Origin of the sequence: Alkaliphilus metalliredigens QYMF (assembly GCF_000016985.1) — a bacterium.
Classification (GTDB): Bacteria; Bacillota; Clostridia; order Peptostreptococcales; family Natronincolaceae; genus Alkaliphilus_A; species Alkaliphilus_A metalliredigens.
On sequence record NC_009633.1, the window covers coordinates 466,268 to 484,650 of the forward strand.

The 18,383-nt window shown below is 36.0% G+C and carries 18 protein-coding genes, 1 pseudogene and 2 riboswitches; of the genes and pseudogenes, 14 read left to right on the forward strand and 5 right to left on the reverse strand.

The window, feature by feature from the left end; translation table 11 throughout:
• The first annotated feature begins 102 nt into the window (after positions 1-102).
• The 6 genes from AMET_RS02280 to AMET_RS02305 all read left to right on the forward strand — a co-directional run bounded on the left by AMET_RS02280 (position 103) and on the right by AMET_RS02305 (position 6,751).
• Positions 103-1,104 carry a LacI family DNA-binding transcriptional regulator gene (locus AMET_RS02280; RefSeq protein ID WP_011971591.1) on the forward strand — a complete coding sequence of 334 codons (1,002 nt, stop codon included), beginning with the start codon at positions 103-105 and terminating at the stop codon, positions 1,102-1,104.
• Between the two features lie 59 nt (positions 1,105-1,163).
• Entirely contained in the window at positions 1,164-2,186 is a 1,023-nt protein-coding gene (locus AMET_RS02285; protein ID WP_011971592.1) for a substrate-binding domain-containing protein, read from the forward strand.
• A gap of 63 nt (positions 2,187-2,249) precedes the next feature.
• Complete coding sequence (locus AMET_RS02290) at positions 2,250-3,761, forward strand: sugar ABC transporter ATP-binding protein (protein WP_011971593.1); 1,512 nt, start codon at positions 2,250-2,252, stop codon at positions 3,759-3,761.
• On the forward strand, positions 3,743-4,720 hold the full coding sequence (locus tag AMET_RS02295) for an ABC transporter permease (RefSeq protein ID WP_011971594.1): 978 nt from the start codon (positions 3,743-3,745) through the stop codon (positions 4,718-4,720). Before AMET_RS02290 ends, AMET_RS02295 begins: the two co-directional genes overlap by 19 nt.
• A gap of 21 nt (positions 4,721-4,741) precedes the next feature.
• Positions 4,742-5,677 (forward strand): sugar phosphate isomerase/epimerase family protein, encoded by a 936-nt coding sequence (locus AMET_RS02300; protein ID WP_011971595.1) that lies wholly within the window; start codon positions 4,742-4,744, stop codon positions 5,675-5,677.
• A 24-nt stretch (positions 5,678-5,701) separates the two neighbouring features.
• The gene (locus AMET_RS02305) at positions 5,702-6,751 is read left to right on the forward strand and encodes a Gfo/Idh/MocA family protein (protein WP_011971596.1); all 1,050 of its coding nucleotides are present in this window, start codon (positions 5,702-5,704) and stop codon (positions 6,749-6,751) included.
• Between the two features lie 152 nt (positions 6,752-6,903).
• On the opposite strand, the gene AMET_RS02310 is transcribed toward AMET_RS02305, so the two are convergent.
• The gene (locus AMET_RS02310) at positions 6,904-7,446 is read right to left on the reverse strand and encodes a TDE2712 family protein (protein WP_011971597.1); all 543 of its coding nucleotides are present in this window, start codon (positions 7,444-7,446) and stop codon (positions 6,904-6,906) included.
• A gap of 199 nt (positions 7,447-7,645) precedes the next feature.
• On the opposite strand from AMET_RS02310, the gene AMET_RS02315 reads away from it, so the two are divergent.
• Both AMET_RS02315 and AMET_RS02320 read left to right on the forward strand, forming a co-directional pair.
• Positions 7,646-8,629: an alpha/beta hydrolase gene (locus AMET_RS02315; protein WP_011971598.1), complete on the forward strand. Its 984-nt coding sequence runs from the start codon at positions 7,646-7,648 to the stop codon at positions 8,627-8,629.
• A 43-nt stretch (positions 8,630-8,672) separates the two neighbouring features.
• A complete protein-coding gene (locus AMET_RS02320; RefSeq protein WP_011971599.1) occupies positions 8,673-9,566 on the forward strand; it encodes an MYG1 family protein in 894 nt (297 codons plus the stop codon).
• 80 nt (positions 9,567-9,646) lie between these two features.
• On the opposite strand, the gene cobT is transcribed toward AMET_RS02320, so the two are convergent.
• Positions 9,647-10,696, reverse strand: a complete 1,050-nt coding sequence (cobT, locus tag AMET_RS02325) for a nicotinate-nucleotide--dimethylbenzimidazole phosphoribosyltransferase (protein WP_011971600.1) — start codon at positions 10,694-10,696, stop codon at positions 9,647-9,649.
• A gap of 99 nt (positions 10,697-10,795) precedes the next feature.
• Positions 10,796-10,975, reverse strand: a riboswitch (cobalamin riboswitch).
• Positions 10,976-11,533: 558 nt separating this feature from the next.
• On the opposite strand from cobT, the gene AMET_RS02335 reads away from it, so the two are divergent.
• The 4 genes from AMET_RS02335 to AMET_RS02350 all read left to right on the forward strand — a co-directional run bounded on the left by AMET_RS02335 (position 11,534) and on the right by AMET_RS02350 (position 15,849).
• A complete protein-coding gene (locus tag AMET_RS02335) occupies positions 11,534-12,847 on the forward strand; it encodes a uracil-xanthine permease family protein (RefSeq protein ID WP_011971601.1) in 1,314 nt (437 codons plus the stop codon).
• 225 nt (positions 12,848-13,072) lie between these two features.
• Positions 13,073-13,489 (forward strand): transposase, encoded by a 417-nt coding sequence (locus AMET_RS02340; protein WP_011971602.1) that lies wholly within the window; start codon positions 13,073-13,075, stop codon positions 13,487-13,489.
• 314 nt (positions 13,490-13,803) lie between these two features.
• Positions 13,804-13,893, forward strand: a riboswitch (cyclic di-GMP riboswitch).
• A gap of 427 nt (positions 13,894-14,320) precedes the next feature.
• Positions 14,321-15,628 carry a methyl-accepting chemotaxis protein gene (locus AMET_RS02345; protein ID WP_011971603.1) on the forward strand — a complete coding sequence of 436 codons (1,308 nt, stop codon included), beginning with the start codon at positions 14,321-14,323 and terminating at the stop codon, positions 15,626-15,628.
• Positions 15,629-15,639: 11 nt separating this feature from the next.
• Entirely contained in the window at positions 15,640-15,849 is a 210-nt protein-coding gene (locus tag AMET_RS02350) for a hypothetical protein (RefSeq protein ID WP_011971604.1), read from the forward strand.
• A gap of 65 nt (positions 15,850-15,914) precedes the next feature.
• Here AMET_RS02350 and AMET_RS27240 read toward each other — a convergent pair whose 3' ends face one another.
• The 3 genes and pseudogenes from AMET_RS27240 to AMET_RS27250 all read right to left on the reverse strand — a co-directional run bounded on the left by AMET_RS27240 (position 15,915) and on the right by AMET_RS27250 (position 16,669).
• A complete protein-coding gene (locus tag AMET_RS27240; protein WP_041720264.1) occupies positions 15,915-16,148 on the reverse strand; it encodes a hypothetical protein in 234 nt (77 codons plus the stop codon).
• Between the two features lie 26 nt (positions 16,149-16,174).
• A complete protein-coding gene (locus tag AMET_RS27245) occupies positions 16,175-16,285 on the reverse strand; it encodes a transposase (protein WP_408626389.1) in 111 nt (36 codons plus the stop codon).
• 88 nt (positions 16,286-16,373) lie between these two features.
• A pseudogene (locus AMET_RS27250) lies at positions 16,374-16,669 on the reverse strand (transposase).
• Positions 16,670-17,132: 463 nt separating this feature from the next.
• Here AMET_RS27250 and AMET_RS02365 point away from each other — a divergent pair.
• Positions 17,133-17,933: an FAD binding domain-containing protein gene (locus AMET_RS02365; protein WP_408626390.1), complete on the forward strand. Its 801-nt coding sequence runs from the start codon at positions 17,133-17,135 to the stop codon at positions 17,931-17,933.
• Positions 17,933-18,382, forward strand: coding sequence for a (2Fe-2S)-binding protein (locus tag AMET_RS02370; protein WP_041721323.1), 450 nt, complete (start codon positions 17,933-17,935; stop codon positions 18,380-18,382). The genes AMET_RS02365 and AMET_RS02370 overlap by 1 nt, the downstream gene beginning before the upstream one ends.
• The last annotated feature ends 1 nt before the right edge of the window (position 18,383 follow it).

An 18,383-nucleotide genomic window follows, 5' to 3' on the forward strand; every position in this document is an offset into this window, starting at 1 on the left:
GGTAGGGAAATGTCGACAAAATGTCGACATATAGATAATGAGACATGATAAGATATTTTTTTATAAAAAAATGTAATCCGTTACATTAGTAGGAGGAACTCAATGACAACCATACAGAAAGTAGCTAAAGAAGCAGGTGTATCCGTAGCGACGGTATCAAGAGTATTGAATAAAAGTGATCGCGTTGCACCAAAGACAAAAAGTATAGTTGAAGAGACAATAAAAAGATTAAAGTATCAGCCAAATATGCTTGGAAGAAATCTGAGAAGGTCTGAAAGTCGAATGATTTTAGCACTGCTACCAAGTATTTCAAACCCTTTTTATACGATGATTATCAAGGGAATAGAGGATGTTGCAAGAGAAAATGAGTATAATGTTTTACTTTGTCAAACAAATTCCGAATTAGAAAGAGAATTGGTATATATTAATCTATTAAAACAACGATTAGCAGATGGACTGATTTCTTTAGACCCAACAATAAATATTAATGTATTAAGGGGGGTGTCACAGGATTATCCCATTGTTCAGTCTTGTGAGTATTCAGAAGAGTTAAATTTACCATATGTGACCATAGACAATTTTCAAGCTGGCTATCAGGCAGTAAAACACTTAATTTCTATTGGGAAAAAGAAAATTGCCCTTATCAATTCTGATAATAAATTTATTTATGCCAGACTAAGACAAAAAGGGTATTTAAAAGCCCTTGAAGAAGCTGGACTTGGGATTAATGAAGATTTTATTATCAATGGAGAAAATGATTTTGAATCAGGGCAAAAAAGTATGCAACAACTCTTAGCACGCAAAGACAGACCAGATGCTGTTTTCCTGGTTTCTGATGTTTTAGCAATTGGTGCCCTGAAAACCATTAGAGATATGAAGTTATCTGTACCGGAGGATATTGCAGTGGTGGGATTTGATAATATTGAATTTGCCATTAGGATGAATCCAGCTTTGACAACCATTGCGCAACCAATGTACGAAATAGGGCGTGAATCCTGTAGATTATTGATTAATCGGATAGTGAATAAAGATGTAGAGATTGAAAAAATCATTATGGACTTTGAACTCATTATAAGAGAATCGACAATGAAACAGGTGGAATAACAGAAATTTGTTTACAAAGCGTTATGCTTTTGTAATAAAAAAAAAGATGGAGGGTTAATATGAAAAAGATACGAATCATGCTACTTATGCTAATTCTAGTTGTTTTAATCGTAGGTTGTGGTCAACAAGACACAGGTACTGGAGTAGAAGATGGTAAAGTACTTGGTGTTGTTATGCCAAATGCAACCCACGGGTTTTTAGGCGAGAGTATTCAACATGCTGAAGCAGCAACTAAGCTTTATGCAGAGGAATATGGATTTGAATATCAATTTCTTACCTCTGCAGAGTCTTCAGAACAAAATAATCAACTAGATACATTAATCAATCAAAATGTAGATGCCATTGTTCTATGGCCACATAATGGCGATGAAGTAAGATCGGGTGCTCAGAATGTTATGGATGCAGGGATTCCTCTTATTGTATATGATCGACTCATTGATGGATTTGAACCTACCATGGAGGTTATGGGAGATAATTTTACAATTGGAGAAGAAACTGGTGAATACTTAAATCAGTACTTTGCCAATGAATTAGCTGCAGGAGAAGTGCATATTCTTGAATTCAAGGGAGATAACTCTACAGTACCTCAGCAAAGATCAGATGGCTTGAAAAGAACGGCACATGAAAATATTGTGATTGTACAAGAATTTAGTACTGGATGGCAGAGAGCCACAGCTCAAGAGCAAATGGAAACATTTTTAACAGCCAGTAGTGTTGAAGAGATTGAAGCCATTAAAGCCATTTTCACCCATGACGATGAAGTTGTTTTAGGTGTATTAGATGCAATTATGGATTATAACGGTCCTGCGCAACTTGATATACGTTTAGCAACAGGCGTAGGTGGTAGAAGAGAAAATCTAGATACTTTCAAACCAATAAAAGAGGGTTATGCTATTGATCAAGTTACTTACTTGTTCTCCCCAACAATGGTTAGGGATGCAGTGGAGTATGGTGCTAAAATTTTAAATGGAGAGTCGTTTTCAGGCTTATATTTAATTGATACGATGAAAATTGATGAAAGTAATGAAGTTGAGTTTAGAGGATCCGATATCTATAAAATCAGATACGAGAGCGACTTATAGATTTAACAAGAGTTGACCATGAAAATGGTCGACTCTTATACTATAAACAGGGGGGATGTTAAGATGTTTTTACAAATGAAAAACATCTCAAAAAATTTTGGTCCTGTAAAAGCTTTGCAAGACGTATCGTTAGAAGTAGGGCCTGGGGAAATACATGGCCTGATGGGAGAGAATGGTGCTGGAAAATCAACACTCATGAATATCCTAGCAGGTGCTATGCAGCCGACTTCAGGAGAAATATATTTTAATGATAACAAAATCCATCAAATGACAACGATTAAGGCCACAGAAATAGGCATTAGATTTATTCATCAAGAATTGAATGTGATAAATGACTTGAAGGTTTATGAAAATTTATTTCTTCGTGAGGAAATTGTAAAAAACTTTTTTTTACTAGATCACAAAAAAATGATTGAGAAGTCTGCAGAAATTTTCAAGGGTATGCAAATTGACATCGACCCAAATCAGATGGTAAGTGAATTAGATACATCTAGAAAGCAATTGGTGGAAATAGCGAAAGCACTTTTGTTTCAATCTAAATTAATTATTATGGATGAACCAACAACAGCCCTTACCAACAATGAAATAGAGAACTTATTTTCAATAATGAGGACCCTAAAAAAAGAAGGGGTAAGCATTATTTATATTTCTCACAAAATGCCGGAATTATTTAGTATTTGTGATAATTTCACAGTATTGAGAGACGGAAAGTTTATTAGTAGTGGTGCATTTAAACAGATTGACGAGGAAGAAGCGACAAAAATGTTAGTAGGAAGAAGTATATCTAATATGGCATTTCAGAGAAACGATGTAATGGATGAGACAGTAATGGCAGTAGAGAATCTCAGTTGTGAACCTTTTTTTAAAGATATCAATTTCAGCTTAAATAAAGGAGAGGTAATTGCGATTACAGGATTGCATGGAGACGGTAGAGGTGAGTTAGCGGAGGCCTTATTTGGTGCAAGAAAAGTGACAAGTGGGAAAGTAATCGTCAATGGAAAGGCACTTACCCTTTCTAATATTAGGAAGGTGATGAAGGCAGGTATCGGGATGGTGCCTAGAAATCGAAAAGAACGATCCATTATTCTTGATATGAGTATTAAAGATAATTTATCTATGGCTTATTTTACAACCCATCATAAAAAAGTAAGAGTAAACAAGAAAGAAGAAATGGAAAGATTCGAGCGTAATCGGAAACTCACTGACATTAAGGCCAGTGATCCCAATAACCTGATCACTTCTTTAAGTGGAGGGAATCAGCAAAAGGTAATCATTGCTAGGTGGTTAGAATTAGGTTCTGATATATACATTTTAGACAATCCAACCCAAGGAATTGATGTAGGTGCCAAATATGAAATTTATAGATTAATCAATGAACTAACAAAACACAAAAAAAGTGTGATTATATTTAGTGCAGAATTCTCCGAAATTCAAAAGGTTGCTGATCGCTGTTTGGTAATGTATAAAGGTAGAATTAACGCGGAACTCAAGCAAAATGAGATGACAGAAGTGAAGGTTATGTATTATGCCACAGGGTCTAATATGGAGGGTGTAAAATGCGCATCGAAAATATAATAAAATCAACTAATAAAAAAGATTTAAAAAAGATCTTTAGAGAATATTCTTATGTGTTTTCATTTATCATTTTAGTCATGATTGCAATCGCTGTAAACAATCGATTTTTAACCTATAACAATCTATCTACCATTGTGATGCAATCAAGTATTAAAGGAATTATTGCCCTTGGCATGACCTTAGTCATTATCTCAGGAGAGATTGATTTGTCAGTGGGTTCTACATGTGCTTTTGTAGCAGGGCTTGGTGTCGTGGTTCTTAATTCAACTGAAAATATTTTCATCATGCTTGTGTTTTGTATGGCTTTTGGAACCTTATTAGGAACAGTCAATGGCTTGTTAATCACCAAGGGTAAAATTGCTTCCTTTATCGTTACCTTAGCAACCATGAGTGCTTATCGATCCATTGTTGTTCAATTAGGACAAGGAGGGCCATTTAACGTTAGCAGTGAAATGTATCCCTCTTTTAGAATGATCGCTTCTGGTAAGATTTTAGGTGTTCCCAATTTAGCCATCATCTTCATTTTTATTTCAGTAGCCATGGCATTTTTAATGAGGGAAACTAAGTTTGGTAAGTATGTCTATGCAGTAGGGTCCAATAGTAATGCTGCAAAGCTTACGGGGGTTAATGTAGAACGAATTAAAATGTTAAGTTTTTCAATAACAGGGTTACTAACAGGTATTTCGGCTTTTTTATTATCTGCAAGATTAACCTCAATTACCGCTGCTAATGTTGCCATGGCTTTTGAACTTGACGCCATTGCTGCAGTTGCTATCGGTGGTACGGCAATGAGTGGTGGGCGCGGTAGAATTTTTGGTACTTTTTTAGGAATCATAATGCTTCAAATGATTGAAGGGATTTTAATAGCTGCTAAAATACCACCGTTTTTAAATGGCTTGGTTAAAGGCGTTATTATAGTCGTAGCAGTATTATTGCAAAGGAAAAAATCAGGAGAATAATGACTAAGGAGGTATAAGGATATGAAGTTAGGTTTTTTGACTGGTGCACTGGGGGATATACCCTTAAAAGAAAAAATAGAATGGGCACATCAATCAAAATTTGATTGTATTGAAATCTCGTGTTGGCCCAAAATGAATAGCAGAGATTATTCTGCAAGTGATATTGATGTAGATCACTTTACACAAGAGGATGCAGATGAATTAAATGAATTCTTGAAGGAAAAAAATATGTTCATCTCTTCACTGGCATATTACGATAATCATTTGCATGAGGATCTAAATCTTAGAAAAAGCTATCATGATCATTTGAAAAAGGTAATCAATGCTGCAAGCATGTTAGGTGTTGAATTAGTAGGTACATTTGTAGGCAGACACCAAGGACTCAGTATCGTAGAAAATTTTCAAGAATTTAAAGTTGTTTTTTCTGATATTTTAGACTTTGCACAAGAGAAAAATGTAAAAATAATCATTGAAAATTGTCCAATGCCAGTTTGGCATGAAGATGGATTGGCTGGAACCATTTCTTATTCACCGGAGCTATGGGATGAAATGTTTAAGATATTTCCACATAAACACTTTGGATTAAATTTTGATCCATCTCATTTGGTATGGCTTCAAATCGATTATATTAAAGCACTAAAGGATTATAAAGAAAGAATACTCCATATCCATGCCAAGGATACAAAAATGATTAGAGAAAACCTCAACCGTTATGGGATATATGGAAAACAGCTCCATAAAATGGATCCTTTTGATTTAGGATGGGTTGAAGCGAAGCTGCCTGGAAATGGAGACGTTGATTGGAACAATTTCTTTAAAACACTTAAAGAAATGGACTATAAAGGTGTCGTCAGTATAGAACATGAAGATCCAAGCTATGAGGGGAATTCTGAACTTGTAAAGGAAGGATTATTGATAGGCAAAGAAAATCTTGAGAGGGCCATTTCAAGACAATAATATGAAATAGAAGGGAGGAAGTGGATGAAAATGAAAATAAGAGTGGGTATTGTAGGATGTGGTTCTATCGCAAAGTTTAGACATGCCCCGGAATATCATGAGAATCCAAATGTTGAGATTGAAGGATTCTATGACCACAATGTAGAGCGAGCTGAAGCACTTGCAAAAATATATGGGGGTAAAGTCTACAGCGATTACTTAGATCTAATTCAAGATAAAACCATAGATGCCATCAGTGATTGTAGTACAAATGAGACACATCATATCGTCACTTCTGCTGCTTTAAAAAATAATAAATCTGTTTTGTGTGAAAAACCAATGACAACAACAGTGGAAAATGCGAACATGATACTTGAAACAAAAAAGAATTCTAAGGGAATTTTGATGATAGATCACAATCAAAGATTAACCAGTGCCCATATACGAGCTAAAGCAATATTGAAGAGCGGTGAACTGGGAAAAGTGATTACATTTACTACGACCTTTGGCCATAAGGGCCCTGAATATTGGGGAGCAGATAAAAGTAAGAATACTTGGTTTTTTAATAAAAACAGATCAGTATTAGGGGTAACAGGAGACTTAGGGATTCATAAAGTGGATTTATTAAGATTTTTACTGGAGGATGAAATCGTTGAAGTAAGTGCAATGGCTGGAAGCTTGAATAAAAGAAATGCAAATAACGATTTGATTGACGTGCCAGATAATATGGTATGCCTGTTAAGAACGGAAAAAGGGAATATAGGTACTGCCGCCTTTAGTTGGTCATATTATGGAGACGAAGATAATAGTACGAAAATATATTGTGAAAAAGGGACCATGATGATATATGATAATCCTGATTACCAGATTGTAATTAACAAAATGGGCAAAGAAAAAATTTGTTATGAATTAGAACAAATCCAATCCAATGATAACCAAACTTCAACTGGTGTTATTGATGAGTTTATTGATGCGATAATCAGTAATAGAGAGCCTGTGGTGACTGGAGAAGATGGTATCATGGCATTGAAAATAGTGGAGGCGGCTATGTTGGCAGCTGAAACAAACCAAACCATAAAAATTGATTTACGATAATTTGCCTATAGATGATCATAATGTATGTAAAAAAACACCCTTTTGACCAACTGATTATGGTCCCAAGGGTGTTTATAGATTAGTTGTATGTAACTTTTGTAAGCTCTTCGTTGTTTTTGGAGATTTAGAGGATTGGGTAATAGGTAGCAATTTTATTGACTCACTAGTTCACTCAGTTTTTCTTCAATATAATCCACTAAAAGCTGATCGCCAATCATCACTTTATTTTCTTCGTATAGGTCTGCCTTAACTCTGAAAAAGTTGATGATGAGTTTATTGTCCTTGATTGTATATTCGTCATGATGTCCTGGAAGGAAAATGACTTCAGGTTCCTCATATTGTGAGTTTACAGCTTTATTGTTTAGTTTATCAATCAGTGCATCTAAGTTCAATGTCTTCAATGGTGCGATCATCAAATTTGTATATTCTAAGTCCTCCAGCATCCACATGTTATTATTCCAAAACTTTCGCGCCTTCTTACTTTCACTATTTAGAAGCTCTCTATTGGATATGGCACTGAGGACCTTGCGTACAGATTCTTGGTTAAACTCCTCATCATAGATGTACTGCATCTCTTCTTGTTCAGCCATGGTAATGATATATTTTTCTCCTACCTTATCTTTTTCACTTGTGGCCTGCCAATAATAAAGCATACCTTCAATGACATCTAATTTCGTCTTGATTCTTTTAATCATTTTAACACCCCTTGTCCAAGTTAGTATCAAGATTATTATATGGTATATTTATCACAATATCCAGTTACTATGGAAAAGAGTTTTTAGAAAGGCAAAGAAAGTGATTAGAAGGTTTGTTATTTATATAATGAAGATGAGAATTTTTTTATGCAATTGCCAGCATTTTAGATTATTATATAGGTAAAGGGAGTTGGTATATGTGGATAATCTAGTGGATATTTTTACTGAGACAATCAAAATGTCAGATGGCCAATCCATTCATCTAAAAAGATGGACACCTAGGGTTTCTTCTCTAAAGCCAGTGGTCATACAAATTGCCCATGGCATGGCAGAACATATCCAACGTTATGATGAATTTGCTAAGGCATTAGTCAAGGAAGGCTGGATTGTTCATGGTCATGACCATAGGGGCCATGGGAGTACAGCAAAAGAGAGCGGGGAGTTAGGATATTTTGCTGATGAAGAGGGTTGGGAACGTGTCATCAAGGACTTAAATGAAGTGACTAGAAAAATAAAGGCGGAATATCCTGATTCCCAGGTGATCTTGTTTGGACATAGCATGGGATCCTTTTTAGCACGTAGATATGTTCAACTTTTTCCCCAAGAAGTAGATGCTTTGATCTTAAGTGGAACGGGATGCAGTAAGGGGCTTTTGGGTAGAATAGGGATACAGGTTGCAGCACTAAGCGAAGTGGTATATGGTAAAAAGAAGCAAAACAAATTGTTAGATAAATTAGCCTTTGGGGGATTTAATGTGCGGTTTGAACCAACTGAAACTAGTTTTGACTGGTTAAGCAGGGATCCTCAAATGATCCAAGACTATATAGGGGATCCACTATGTGGATTTATTTTTACCACGGAGGCCTTCTATGACATGTTGAAGGGGATCGAAGAGCTACATAAGCAAAAGAATATAGAAAAAACCCCTAAAAACTTGCCTCTTTATATTTTTTCCGGAGAATGTGATCCTGTGGGGGATTATGGAAAGGGAGTTAAGGTGGTTTATGAAACCTATGTGGGACTTGGGATTGAAGAAGTTCATTATAAGCTTTATCCAGGTGGACGTCATGAGATGTTAAATGAAATTAACCGTGAAGAGGTGTATAGGGATATCATTGTCTGGATTAAGGATGCCCTGGCTGAGAAAAACCACAGTCTTAGCAATGTACCAAAGATAAAATGAGACTTAACACAAAAACATAGAAGGAGAAGGTGATCGAATCGACATGGAAAAACCTTATAAAAGAGTAGGAACCCATCATGGGAGATTTCACGCGGATGAGGTAATGGCAACGGCAATTTTGATGGAACTATTTGAAATAGAAGTCACAAGAACAAGGGACCCCAAAATATTAAGTAAGCTAGATATTGTGTACGATGTGGGGGGAGGTGTTTTTGACCATCATGGCATTGAAAAGGTATACAGGGATGACGGCATTCCCTTTGCAGCATGCGGACTGATCTGGAATGAATTTGGGAGAAAGGTTATTTCGATGAAAGAGTCCTCTTTGGTTGAAAGTGAGATTGAATTGGTTTTTGAATCTGTGGATAGGGCCCTAATGAAAGGGATCGATGCCATTGATAATGGGGTCAGAATAGGGGAACAAATCGTAGATCTCATGGATATTTCATCAATTGTATCAATGTTTAATCCACCATGGGATTTGGAAAAATCTGAGAAAGAATGCTTTGATCGGGCCGTGGCAGTGGCATCATCTGTATTGAATAATACAATTGATCATAAGCTAGCGGTATTAAGGACAAGGATTCCAGTGTCTAAGGCATATAAAAGAAGGGAAAATCCTAAGATTCTAGTCTTGGAAAAATCCTGTCCATGGCAGAAGGTCCTTAGTGAGATTGATGAAAGAAACGAAGTGTTGTTCGTGGTCTATCCTGACAAGGATAATTATGCAATACAGACAGTAAGAGGGGAAGATGGAGAGGACAAAAAATATCTTCCAAAATCCTGGGTAGGGAAAGAAGAAAAGGAACTGGCTGAGGTAACCGGGGTGGCGGATGCGGTGTTTTGTCACACGGGAAGATTCATTGCGGTGGCCAGAAGATTGGAGAGCATCGTGAAAATGGCTGAGCTTGCAATAAATGAAGAAGATAAACCTTAGTGAGCATAAGAAACGCAAAAAACCCCAGTCAATCCACCCTATATGTTACGTAAGGGTTGACTGGGGTTTTTCATAATAATCTAGATTGTAATTCCTGCTTCTTCAAAGGTGGGCATACAATTGATCATATGACAAGCTGCTTCCACAATTGGAAAAACCAAAGCGGCACCGGAGCCTTCACCAAGGCAAAGGTCCATGTGAATCATGGGCTTGATACCTAATAATTCAGTGGCCTTGATGCTTCCGATCTCAGCTGATGCGTGGGAAGGGATGAGATACTGCTTTGTCTTTGGTTCAAGGCTAACGGCAATCAGAGCAGCGGCTGTGGCGATGTACCCATCAACCACAACTGGTATTCTGTTGGCTGCTGCAGCCAGCATCACCCCTGCCATGCCAGCGATTTCTAGACCTCCAACCTTAGCAACAACATCAATACCATCAGTGGCATCAGGCTGATTGACCTCGATAGCCCTTTTAATCACCGCTGCCTTTCGTTGAATTCCTTCTGGAGAAAGCCCTGCTCCTCTACCGGTGATCTCCTTGGGATCAAAATTTCCTAAAACCGATAAGATAGCTGTGCTGGCGGTTGTATTACCTATGCCCATTTCACCAGTTCCTAATAGGGTGACACCATTTTTTATTTCTTCATTGGCTACTTCTATCCCTACTTCTAATGCGCGGATAGCCTCTTCTCTGCTCATGGCCGGGCCCTTAGCCATGTTGTCAGTACCATATTTTATTTTCCTAATTAACACACCGGCATTGGGATCTAAGTCTTCCTTGACACCTATATCCACTGGTATGATTTTTGTTCCGGAAACCTTTCCTAAGGCACATACACCTGTAACTCCTTTTACAAAATTCAGGGTTTGTACCACTGTAATTTCTTGGGGGAAACCAGCAATGCCTTCTTCATAAACCCCATGATCTGCTGCCATAACGATAATGGCTTTATTGGCTACAGTAGGATGGATGGTTTTTGTAATCCCCGCAAGTTGGACTGCTAAGTCCTCTAATCTACCCAGGCTCTTAGGGGGCTTGATTAAATTGTCCACCCGTTCCCTTGCCTTTTGCATTGTCTCTTGATCTAATTCTTCAATCATTCTAATGGTTTCTTTTAATTTGTTCATCTTTTATTCCTCCTCGTATATAACAACCTATTATATAAAAAAAGAAAAGTCCGCAGTTTATTTGAATAACAAATAAACTGCAGACTTTTCCATCATCCACACATAAAAAAGTGATAGGCAGGTCTCCTGACTCAGGATCTTCATTCCATTGCACCTTCCCAAATAAGATATTCAGTGGTATCAGCAATGAAACTCCCCATTACAGTGGTGGGACCGTTGAAGTTTTTCACTTCATTCCCTATTATCCTCAAAAGAGGCACCTATTACTTTTTCTATACTTTTCAATATAATATTATAGGATAAGGTCCATAGAGTCAATCATTTTATTTTTGTTAAAATTGTTAGTTAAGGTTACACTGGCATAATGAAGGAGTACTGGGTAAGGTTCTAAAAATAAAACCAATCAGATGATTCTGATAAAAGCCAAATAACAATTATTGAAGAAAAGTGTTGCAAAATTCTGAAAAATAAATTATAATAATGTTTATATTTTAAAATAACAATTCTTTAAAACCAATACTTCTTAAAATTGAATCCTTCTGATAGGCAATGGCGTCTACAAACAAAAGATTAATTTCTTTTGATTTGTGGACGTTTTTTTTGGTTTAGCAAGAAAGGTAAGGTGAAACTAAATAAAAGGGGGGAAGGAAAGTCAAGGAGAAAAAGGGATGGAAAGTAAAAAACACGAACTATATACTCGAAATTAATGCATATTGTTACTAATATTACAAACTTAAATATAATATACCGAAAAAAGATTCGCAAATTATGTTGTTTTATGTTATGCTATTTCAAAAGAAATATAAAATCATCAACAACAAATAGGGGGGACTTAAAATGGAAAAAAAGTCAAGTGTTTATGAGTTGGAGGGTGTACCACCGTTAAAAGAAGCCATACCGTTAGGTATGCAACATGTGCTGGCAATGTTTGCTGGGAATATTACACCAATCATGGTTATTGCAGGTGCTTTATCAATTTCTGTACAGGATAGAACTTTTTTGATTCAAGCTTCTATGTTCATCGCGGGAGTTGTGACCCTGCTACAATTGTATTTTGGCGCAAAGCTTCCGATTGTCATGGGGACAAGCTCTGGCTTCATAGGAACCAGTCTAGCCATAGGAGCTAAATATGGTTTGGCGGGAATTTTGGGAGCTTCTCTTATTGGAGGTGTTTTTGAAGGGGTCTTAGGTTTTTTTATTAAGCCTTTAAGAAAGTTTTTTCCACCACTGGTTACGGGAACAGTGGTACTTACCATTGGACTTTCACTAATTCCAATAGGAGTAAGATCCTTTGGAGGTGGATCGGGAGCTGCTGATTTTGGTTCTCTATCAAATCTTTTTTTAGGAACTGTGGTTTTGGTAACAATACTAATGCTTAAGCAATTCACAAAAGGATTTTCAAGTGCTTCTGCAATTCTTATCGGAATCATAGTAGGTTATCTGATAGCGATTCCAATGGGTAAGGTAGACTTCGGTACTGTGCAGGGGGCTGGATGGTTCAGTTTCCCGACGCCATTGAAATTTGGTTTAGCCTTTCATTGGGATGCCATTGTAGCAATGGGCGTTATGTACATTGTCACAGCTGTTGAAACTGTAGGTGATATTTCAGGTATCACAATGGGAGGATTAAAAAGAGACGCCACTGATAAGGAATTATCTAGTGGGGTAATAATGGATGGTATTGGTAGCTCTCTTGCGGCACTGTTCGGCGTACTACCCAATACTTCATTTAGTCAGAATGTGGGTATCGTCGCACTGACAGGCGTTGTGAATAGATTTGCCATAGCAACTGGAGCCATATTTTTAATTATTGCGGGATTATTCCCAAAGGTTGGAGCACTAATATCCATTATGCCAAGTAGTGTGCTAGGCGGAGCAGCAATCATTATGTTTTCAATGATCACCATCAGTGGGATTAATTTGGTTACCCAAGAGCCACTGGATGGACGTAATGGAATCATCCTTGCGACTGCTTTAGCATTAGGGCTAGGAATGAGTTCTGTTCCAGAAATATTAGTCAATATGCCGGAAGGAATTCGACTTTTATTTGGTGGTTCGGGTATTGTTATAGCGGCAACAGTTGCTCTTGTGCTTAATATTGTTTTTCCAAAGACAAGTACACCTGAAAAGGCAAAGGAAAGTGCAGTTTAATTTACAAGAACGACACTGAAGATAAATATAACAGTAGGTAAAGTAATACAAAAAGTATCAGATAATATTTTATTATCTGGTACTTTTTTATGTAATAGGATTAGAGTGTCAAAAGCTTACATATAAAAATGAATTATATACACCAGATAATTTAATACAAACACCATTATTTATCCGAATTTGATATAATTAGTTTAATATAACTAATTATGGAGGGATTGAAAAGTGGCTTTTGTAGCAAATGATTATAATCAAATATCTTTAAATGACAGTGCTTTTTCCCTTACACAAAGAGAGAAAAAATTTCTTGCGAAATCATGGGCAAAAGCCTTTGCACAAAAAGTATTTCCTGCTATTGATGAAGAAGAGTTTTCTGTCCTCTATAGCGATAAAGCATTCCGTCCTAATACACCCGTTAATGTTATTATTGGGGCCATGATATTAAAGGAGATGCATGGAGTTACAGATGAAGAGATTTTAGAATCACTTATATTCGATATACGTTTTCAGTATGGCCTGCATACTACCAGTTCTATGGAACAGCCTTTAAGTGACCGAAGCCTAAGTCGTTTTCGCGAAAGATGTACCACTTATGAAGCAATGACAGGAATAGTATTGTTTTATAAGGATAGTTGTATTTAATTTTACTGGAATATATTCCCTGAAGGCTTAATTGTAGAGCTCCATCAACAAAACTGAAAAAAATTTTAAAAATCAATAGAAATATTATCTAATTTTTGAACACTAGTGAAAATAACTGTAATTAAATGAATGTTATAAGGATTATAGTTTGAAAAAATATAAAAATTTGTAAAATAAAGAAGGAATTTGTAGAAAAAATGTCGAAATATAGTTTTAGAGTTGAAGTATAAGTACTATCTAAACGGGACTTATATTAGATAAAAAGTCCTACTGAGAATATAGTTTAATTGAAAATTGCATAATACCAACAATAATGTTGATAAAAGCAAACTTATTGAAAAATAAGGGCGCAAAGCTATGGGTCTAAGGGAAGACACTATTCCTATGATTGCCAGGTTGCCGGAATGCTAATTAGTAAGTGTAAAAGCCAATATGCTTACTGATTAGTTGTGTATTAAGACATCGGGCCCCTTTAATAGAGGCCCATTTTTTATGAAGAGATAAAGATTTTTTATTGATAGTAAGTTCTCACTTACATTCCGCATAAATATTCTAAAATCATAATAAAAATTTGAAATTATTTAAAAATATCACAGTTGCAAATTTCCTTTAATTCAAATAAAAGGATTTAATTTGCATAAATCAATAATTAGTGAAAAATAAATATACATTCAGCGGAATGTGAGTTTTAAAATACGATAACAAATTTGTAAAAAAAAAGGGGGGGGATGAGAAAAATAGATGTATTCATACAAGAAGAAATAGAGGTCCTGATAATACATTTTTAGTTCTAAAATAGTTTGCTACTAAGTGTTTATAGGAGGAATCACAATGTCAAATGGTAACGTTTCTAAGATTAAAAGTATCAGAAAAGCTGGGATGGGTTTACAGTTTAAATTGACTGTTTTTATTGTTCTTGCATTTACTTTTGTCACTACAGGCAACTCTATCTTTCTGCAATATGCATCTCAAGTGATGGATAATCTATTGCTTATGAATGTGATGTCAACTTTAGTTTCAATTTTCTTAGCTGGTTGTGTAGCTTTTGGTATCATTAAGTTTTTTATAAAGAAACCATTAGATAGCTTAACTGATCTAGGAAAAAGATTAGCAAATAACAATCTTACGGAAAAAGTACAAGTTAAAAGTAAAGATGAATTTGGACAATTGTCTGATATGTTTAACCATACTATAGAAAATTTACGGGTCCTAATTGGACAAATACAGAATGCTACTGAAACGATTAACTTGTCTACCCAACAATTAGCTGATAGTTCTAGTGATATGAATGAGTTTAGTGAAGTGATTTCCAATAGCACTCAACAACTAGCCAATGGTTCCAATGAACAAAGTCAAAGCATTACGGATATTGGACATGCAGTTGATGAACTAGCCAAAAATATACAAGATATTGATGTAAAGCTAAAGAAATTAGATGAATCAACAGATAGTGTTATGGAAAAAGCTGCAACTGGACAAGTTACAATAGATGAAAATATGAATGTAATGCAAGAAATAGCGGATTTCACCGATGGTTTAGGGGGAACGATAAGAACATTAAAAAATGATTCCGATGAGATCTCACAAATATTACAAATGATAAATAATATTGCTGAACAAACAAATCTTCTTGCTTTAAATGCTTCTATAGAGGCAGCAAGAGCAGGAGATGCTGGTAGAGGTTTTGCGGTAGTTGCAGAAGAAATTAGAAAGCTTGCTGAAAATTCTAAAGGGGAAACTGAAAACATAGAGGCGTTGATAAAAAATACACAACAGAACACGAGTAAAGCTGTTAGCTTGATGAATGATGCAGATAAGCAAATAGAAAAGGGGTTAGAAACTTCACAAAGAACTAAAGATGCTTTTAGCAGTATTATTCAAGGTACGGAAGAAAGTATATTACAAGTTAAAGAGATTAATAGCTTATCTACAGATGTAGCAAGTATTAGTCAAGAAATCTCTGCTACTGTTCAAGAAATATCGGCAGTGATCGAAGAATCATCCGCAGTCACCGAAGAAGTAGCAAGTGGTACCGAACAACAAGGGACTGAGTTTAAAAAGATGATGGGTTCTATTCAAAAATTATCTACAATAGGTGAAGAATTAACTAGTTTAATTGGACAATTCAAAACAAAGTAGCTAATTGATTAATGATGTTCATAAAAAGTAAGGTAATTGCTAATGATAAACAACGATTGCCAAATCAAAATTTACTAGCAAACAAAGATCAATCTAAAGAAAAAGATGAGATTACTAGAGGAAAAGGCAGTGGAGAAGAGGTTAAGGGACAAATAAGACTATGGAACAGTTCGTATGCAAAGCATACTTTTAGGCAAAGAAAATTTTTAGAATGGGAGTAGTTTAGCCTCCCATCTGGTTTATTAATTATTCTTTGAGCCTGAAAAGGCTAGGATGAAAATTTCACCTAAATGTATTTTTCTAGTCTGTCTTCAAAGATGATTAATAGTTGATTCAACACTTGGTCCCAGTTATGGTAGCGCTGGGTCCATTTACTTTTTACATCCCAGTTATTTTCCCAGCTATTAATCGCATAGGGATATTTAACTCCCCATTTGTCCTTTACAGAGCTTAGATTAGTTAGGGCTGTGCCTTCTTGCTGTATACACAGTTTTAAAATCCCGTGAGAACTCCCAGCCAAAAATTAGAACTTTCATTTTCTCCTATCTATATGCCTAGAATATCCTTGTATCCTTCAACATTCACCCCTAATACTACGTATGCGGCCTTATTGACAATCTGCCCTTCATGACGCACTTTATAATTTATAGCATCCATGCAAACAAAGGGGTACAGGGAATCCAGGGGTCTGTTTTGTCACTCTTTAATCTCTGGAATGACCCTATCAGTGATTTTACTGACCACTTTAAGAGACTTCAATGCCATAAATATCATTAATCTGATCATATATATATCGAGTAGACATACCTCTTACATAAAGAGAGATTACCTGTTCTTCAATACCTGATATATTTTTTTGATACTTCGGAACAATCCTAGGTCAAATTCCCCTTTACGATCTCGAGAGATCTTCAATTCAAACTCACCAAACTGGCTTTTCATCTTCTTAGAAGAATAACCGTTCCTAGCGTTATCTGTCTTCTTGGCCTTCTTCTCATGCTTTGAATATCCAAGACCTACCTCAAGCTCCGCTTCAAGCATCTCCTATAAAGAATCCTTAAATAGATCCTTTAGAAAAGAGTGGATATCCCCTGCAGTAATTAAATCATTGTCCTTGATCATGCTCCTTAATACTTCCTTCGGTAATGTACTCATAACAAAACTCCTCTCTGGTAATTTTTGGTTTTCTAAATTGTGTTGATCGCTTAGTTGTTTCATCCAGCGAAAGCATCGAAGATGCTTTTTTATGGATTAACAAAGTGTAACGATAATAAATCAGATATAAAAATAAAAGCATCGAGAAAAACACGAACAATAAACATGAAAAAACATATTAATTGTTCAGATAATACAAACCTTACAATTCTAAAACAAATAAATGTTCGAATAAAATGTCGTTTTATGTTATACTACATTTAGATGAAATAGTGAAGGATTTATTTACTTGGCGTATTACTGGAGAGATAATAGGCTCTGGTTATATTAGAAAGTAGCGGAATGGGGAGTGATTAAATTGTTTCAAATAAAAAACTATGCCATACCAAATACAATAGAAGAAGCCTATCAACTCTTAAATGAAAAAAGAGCCAACACCCTATTGGGAGGTTGTGGGTTTTTGAAAATGGGCAAAAAAACCATACCAACAGCCATTGATTTGTCCCATCTGGGATTAGATAAGATAAAAGAAGATGAAAACGCCATTGAAATAGGGGCAATGACCAGTTTTAGAGCTGTAGAAGTGAGTTCTATTCTAAATGATCATTTTGATGGCATACTACCAAGGGCCGTAAAGGAAATTTTAGGGGTCCAATTTAGAAATGTGGTAACGGTTGGGGCAACTGTTTATTCAAGGTATGGGTTTTCTGATTTCATTACAGCTCTGCTAGCCCTTGACGCCTATGTGATTTTATACAAAGGTGGAAAAATTCCTTTGGCGGCGTTTTTAGCCCAGGGATGTCAAAAGGATATTTTAATCAAAATAGTGATCCTAAAGAAAAACACAAGAGCAGCTTTTCATGCCATGAGGAATTCTCAAGGAGATTATGCCATATTAAATGTAGCGGTATCTAAAGAAAATAATGAATTCAAAATAGCGGTAGGGGCAAGACCACAAAGGGCGATGATTGCAAGGGAAGCGTCAAAGCTTTTAGGAGAAGGTCAATTAAGTGAAGCAATGATTGAAGAGGTTAGTATCCTGGCAGCTAAGGAGTTGACATTTGGGAGCAATATGAGAGGAACAAAGGAATACAGACAGATTCTTTGTAAGGCGCTAGTTAAAAGAGGAATCAAGGAGGTGCTCTCATGATGAAGATCAATGTGACAGTGAATGATGAACAATTAGAAATGGAAGTTGGTTATGATGAGTTTTTAGTAGAAGCCTTAAGAAGATATGGCTTTAATAGTGTGAAAAGAGGCTGTGACACAGGCTGTTGTGGATTATGTACCATTTGGATAAATGATCAACCCACTCTTTCCTGTAGTAGTCTTGCTGTGAGGGCAAATAATCAAAAGATTACCACCATAGAAGGACTTCAGGAGGAAGCAACAGACTTTGCAAAGGTTTTAGTCAAAGAGGGTGCGGAACAATGTGGGTTCTGTAGTCCTGGTTTCATTATGACGATACTGGCCATGAAAAGAGAACTGAAAAATCCTACTGAAGAGGAGATCATCCATTATTTGACGGGAAACCTGTGTCGATGTACAGGATATCTAGGGCAGCTCAGGGCAGTGAAAAAGTATATGGGGGTGGTGTGAA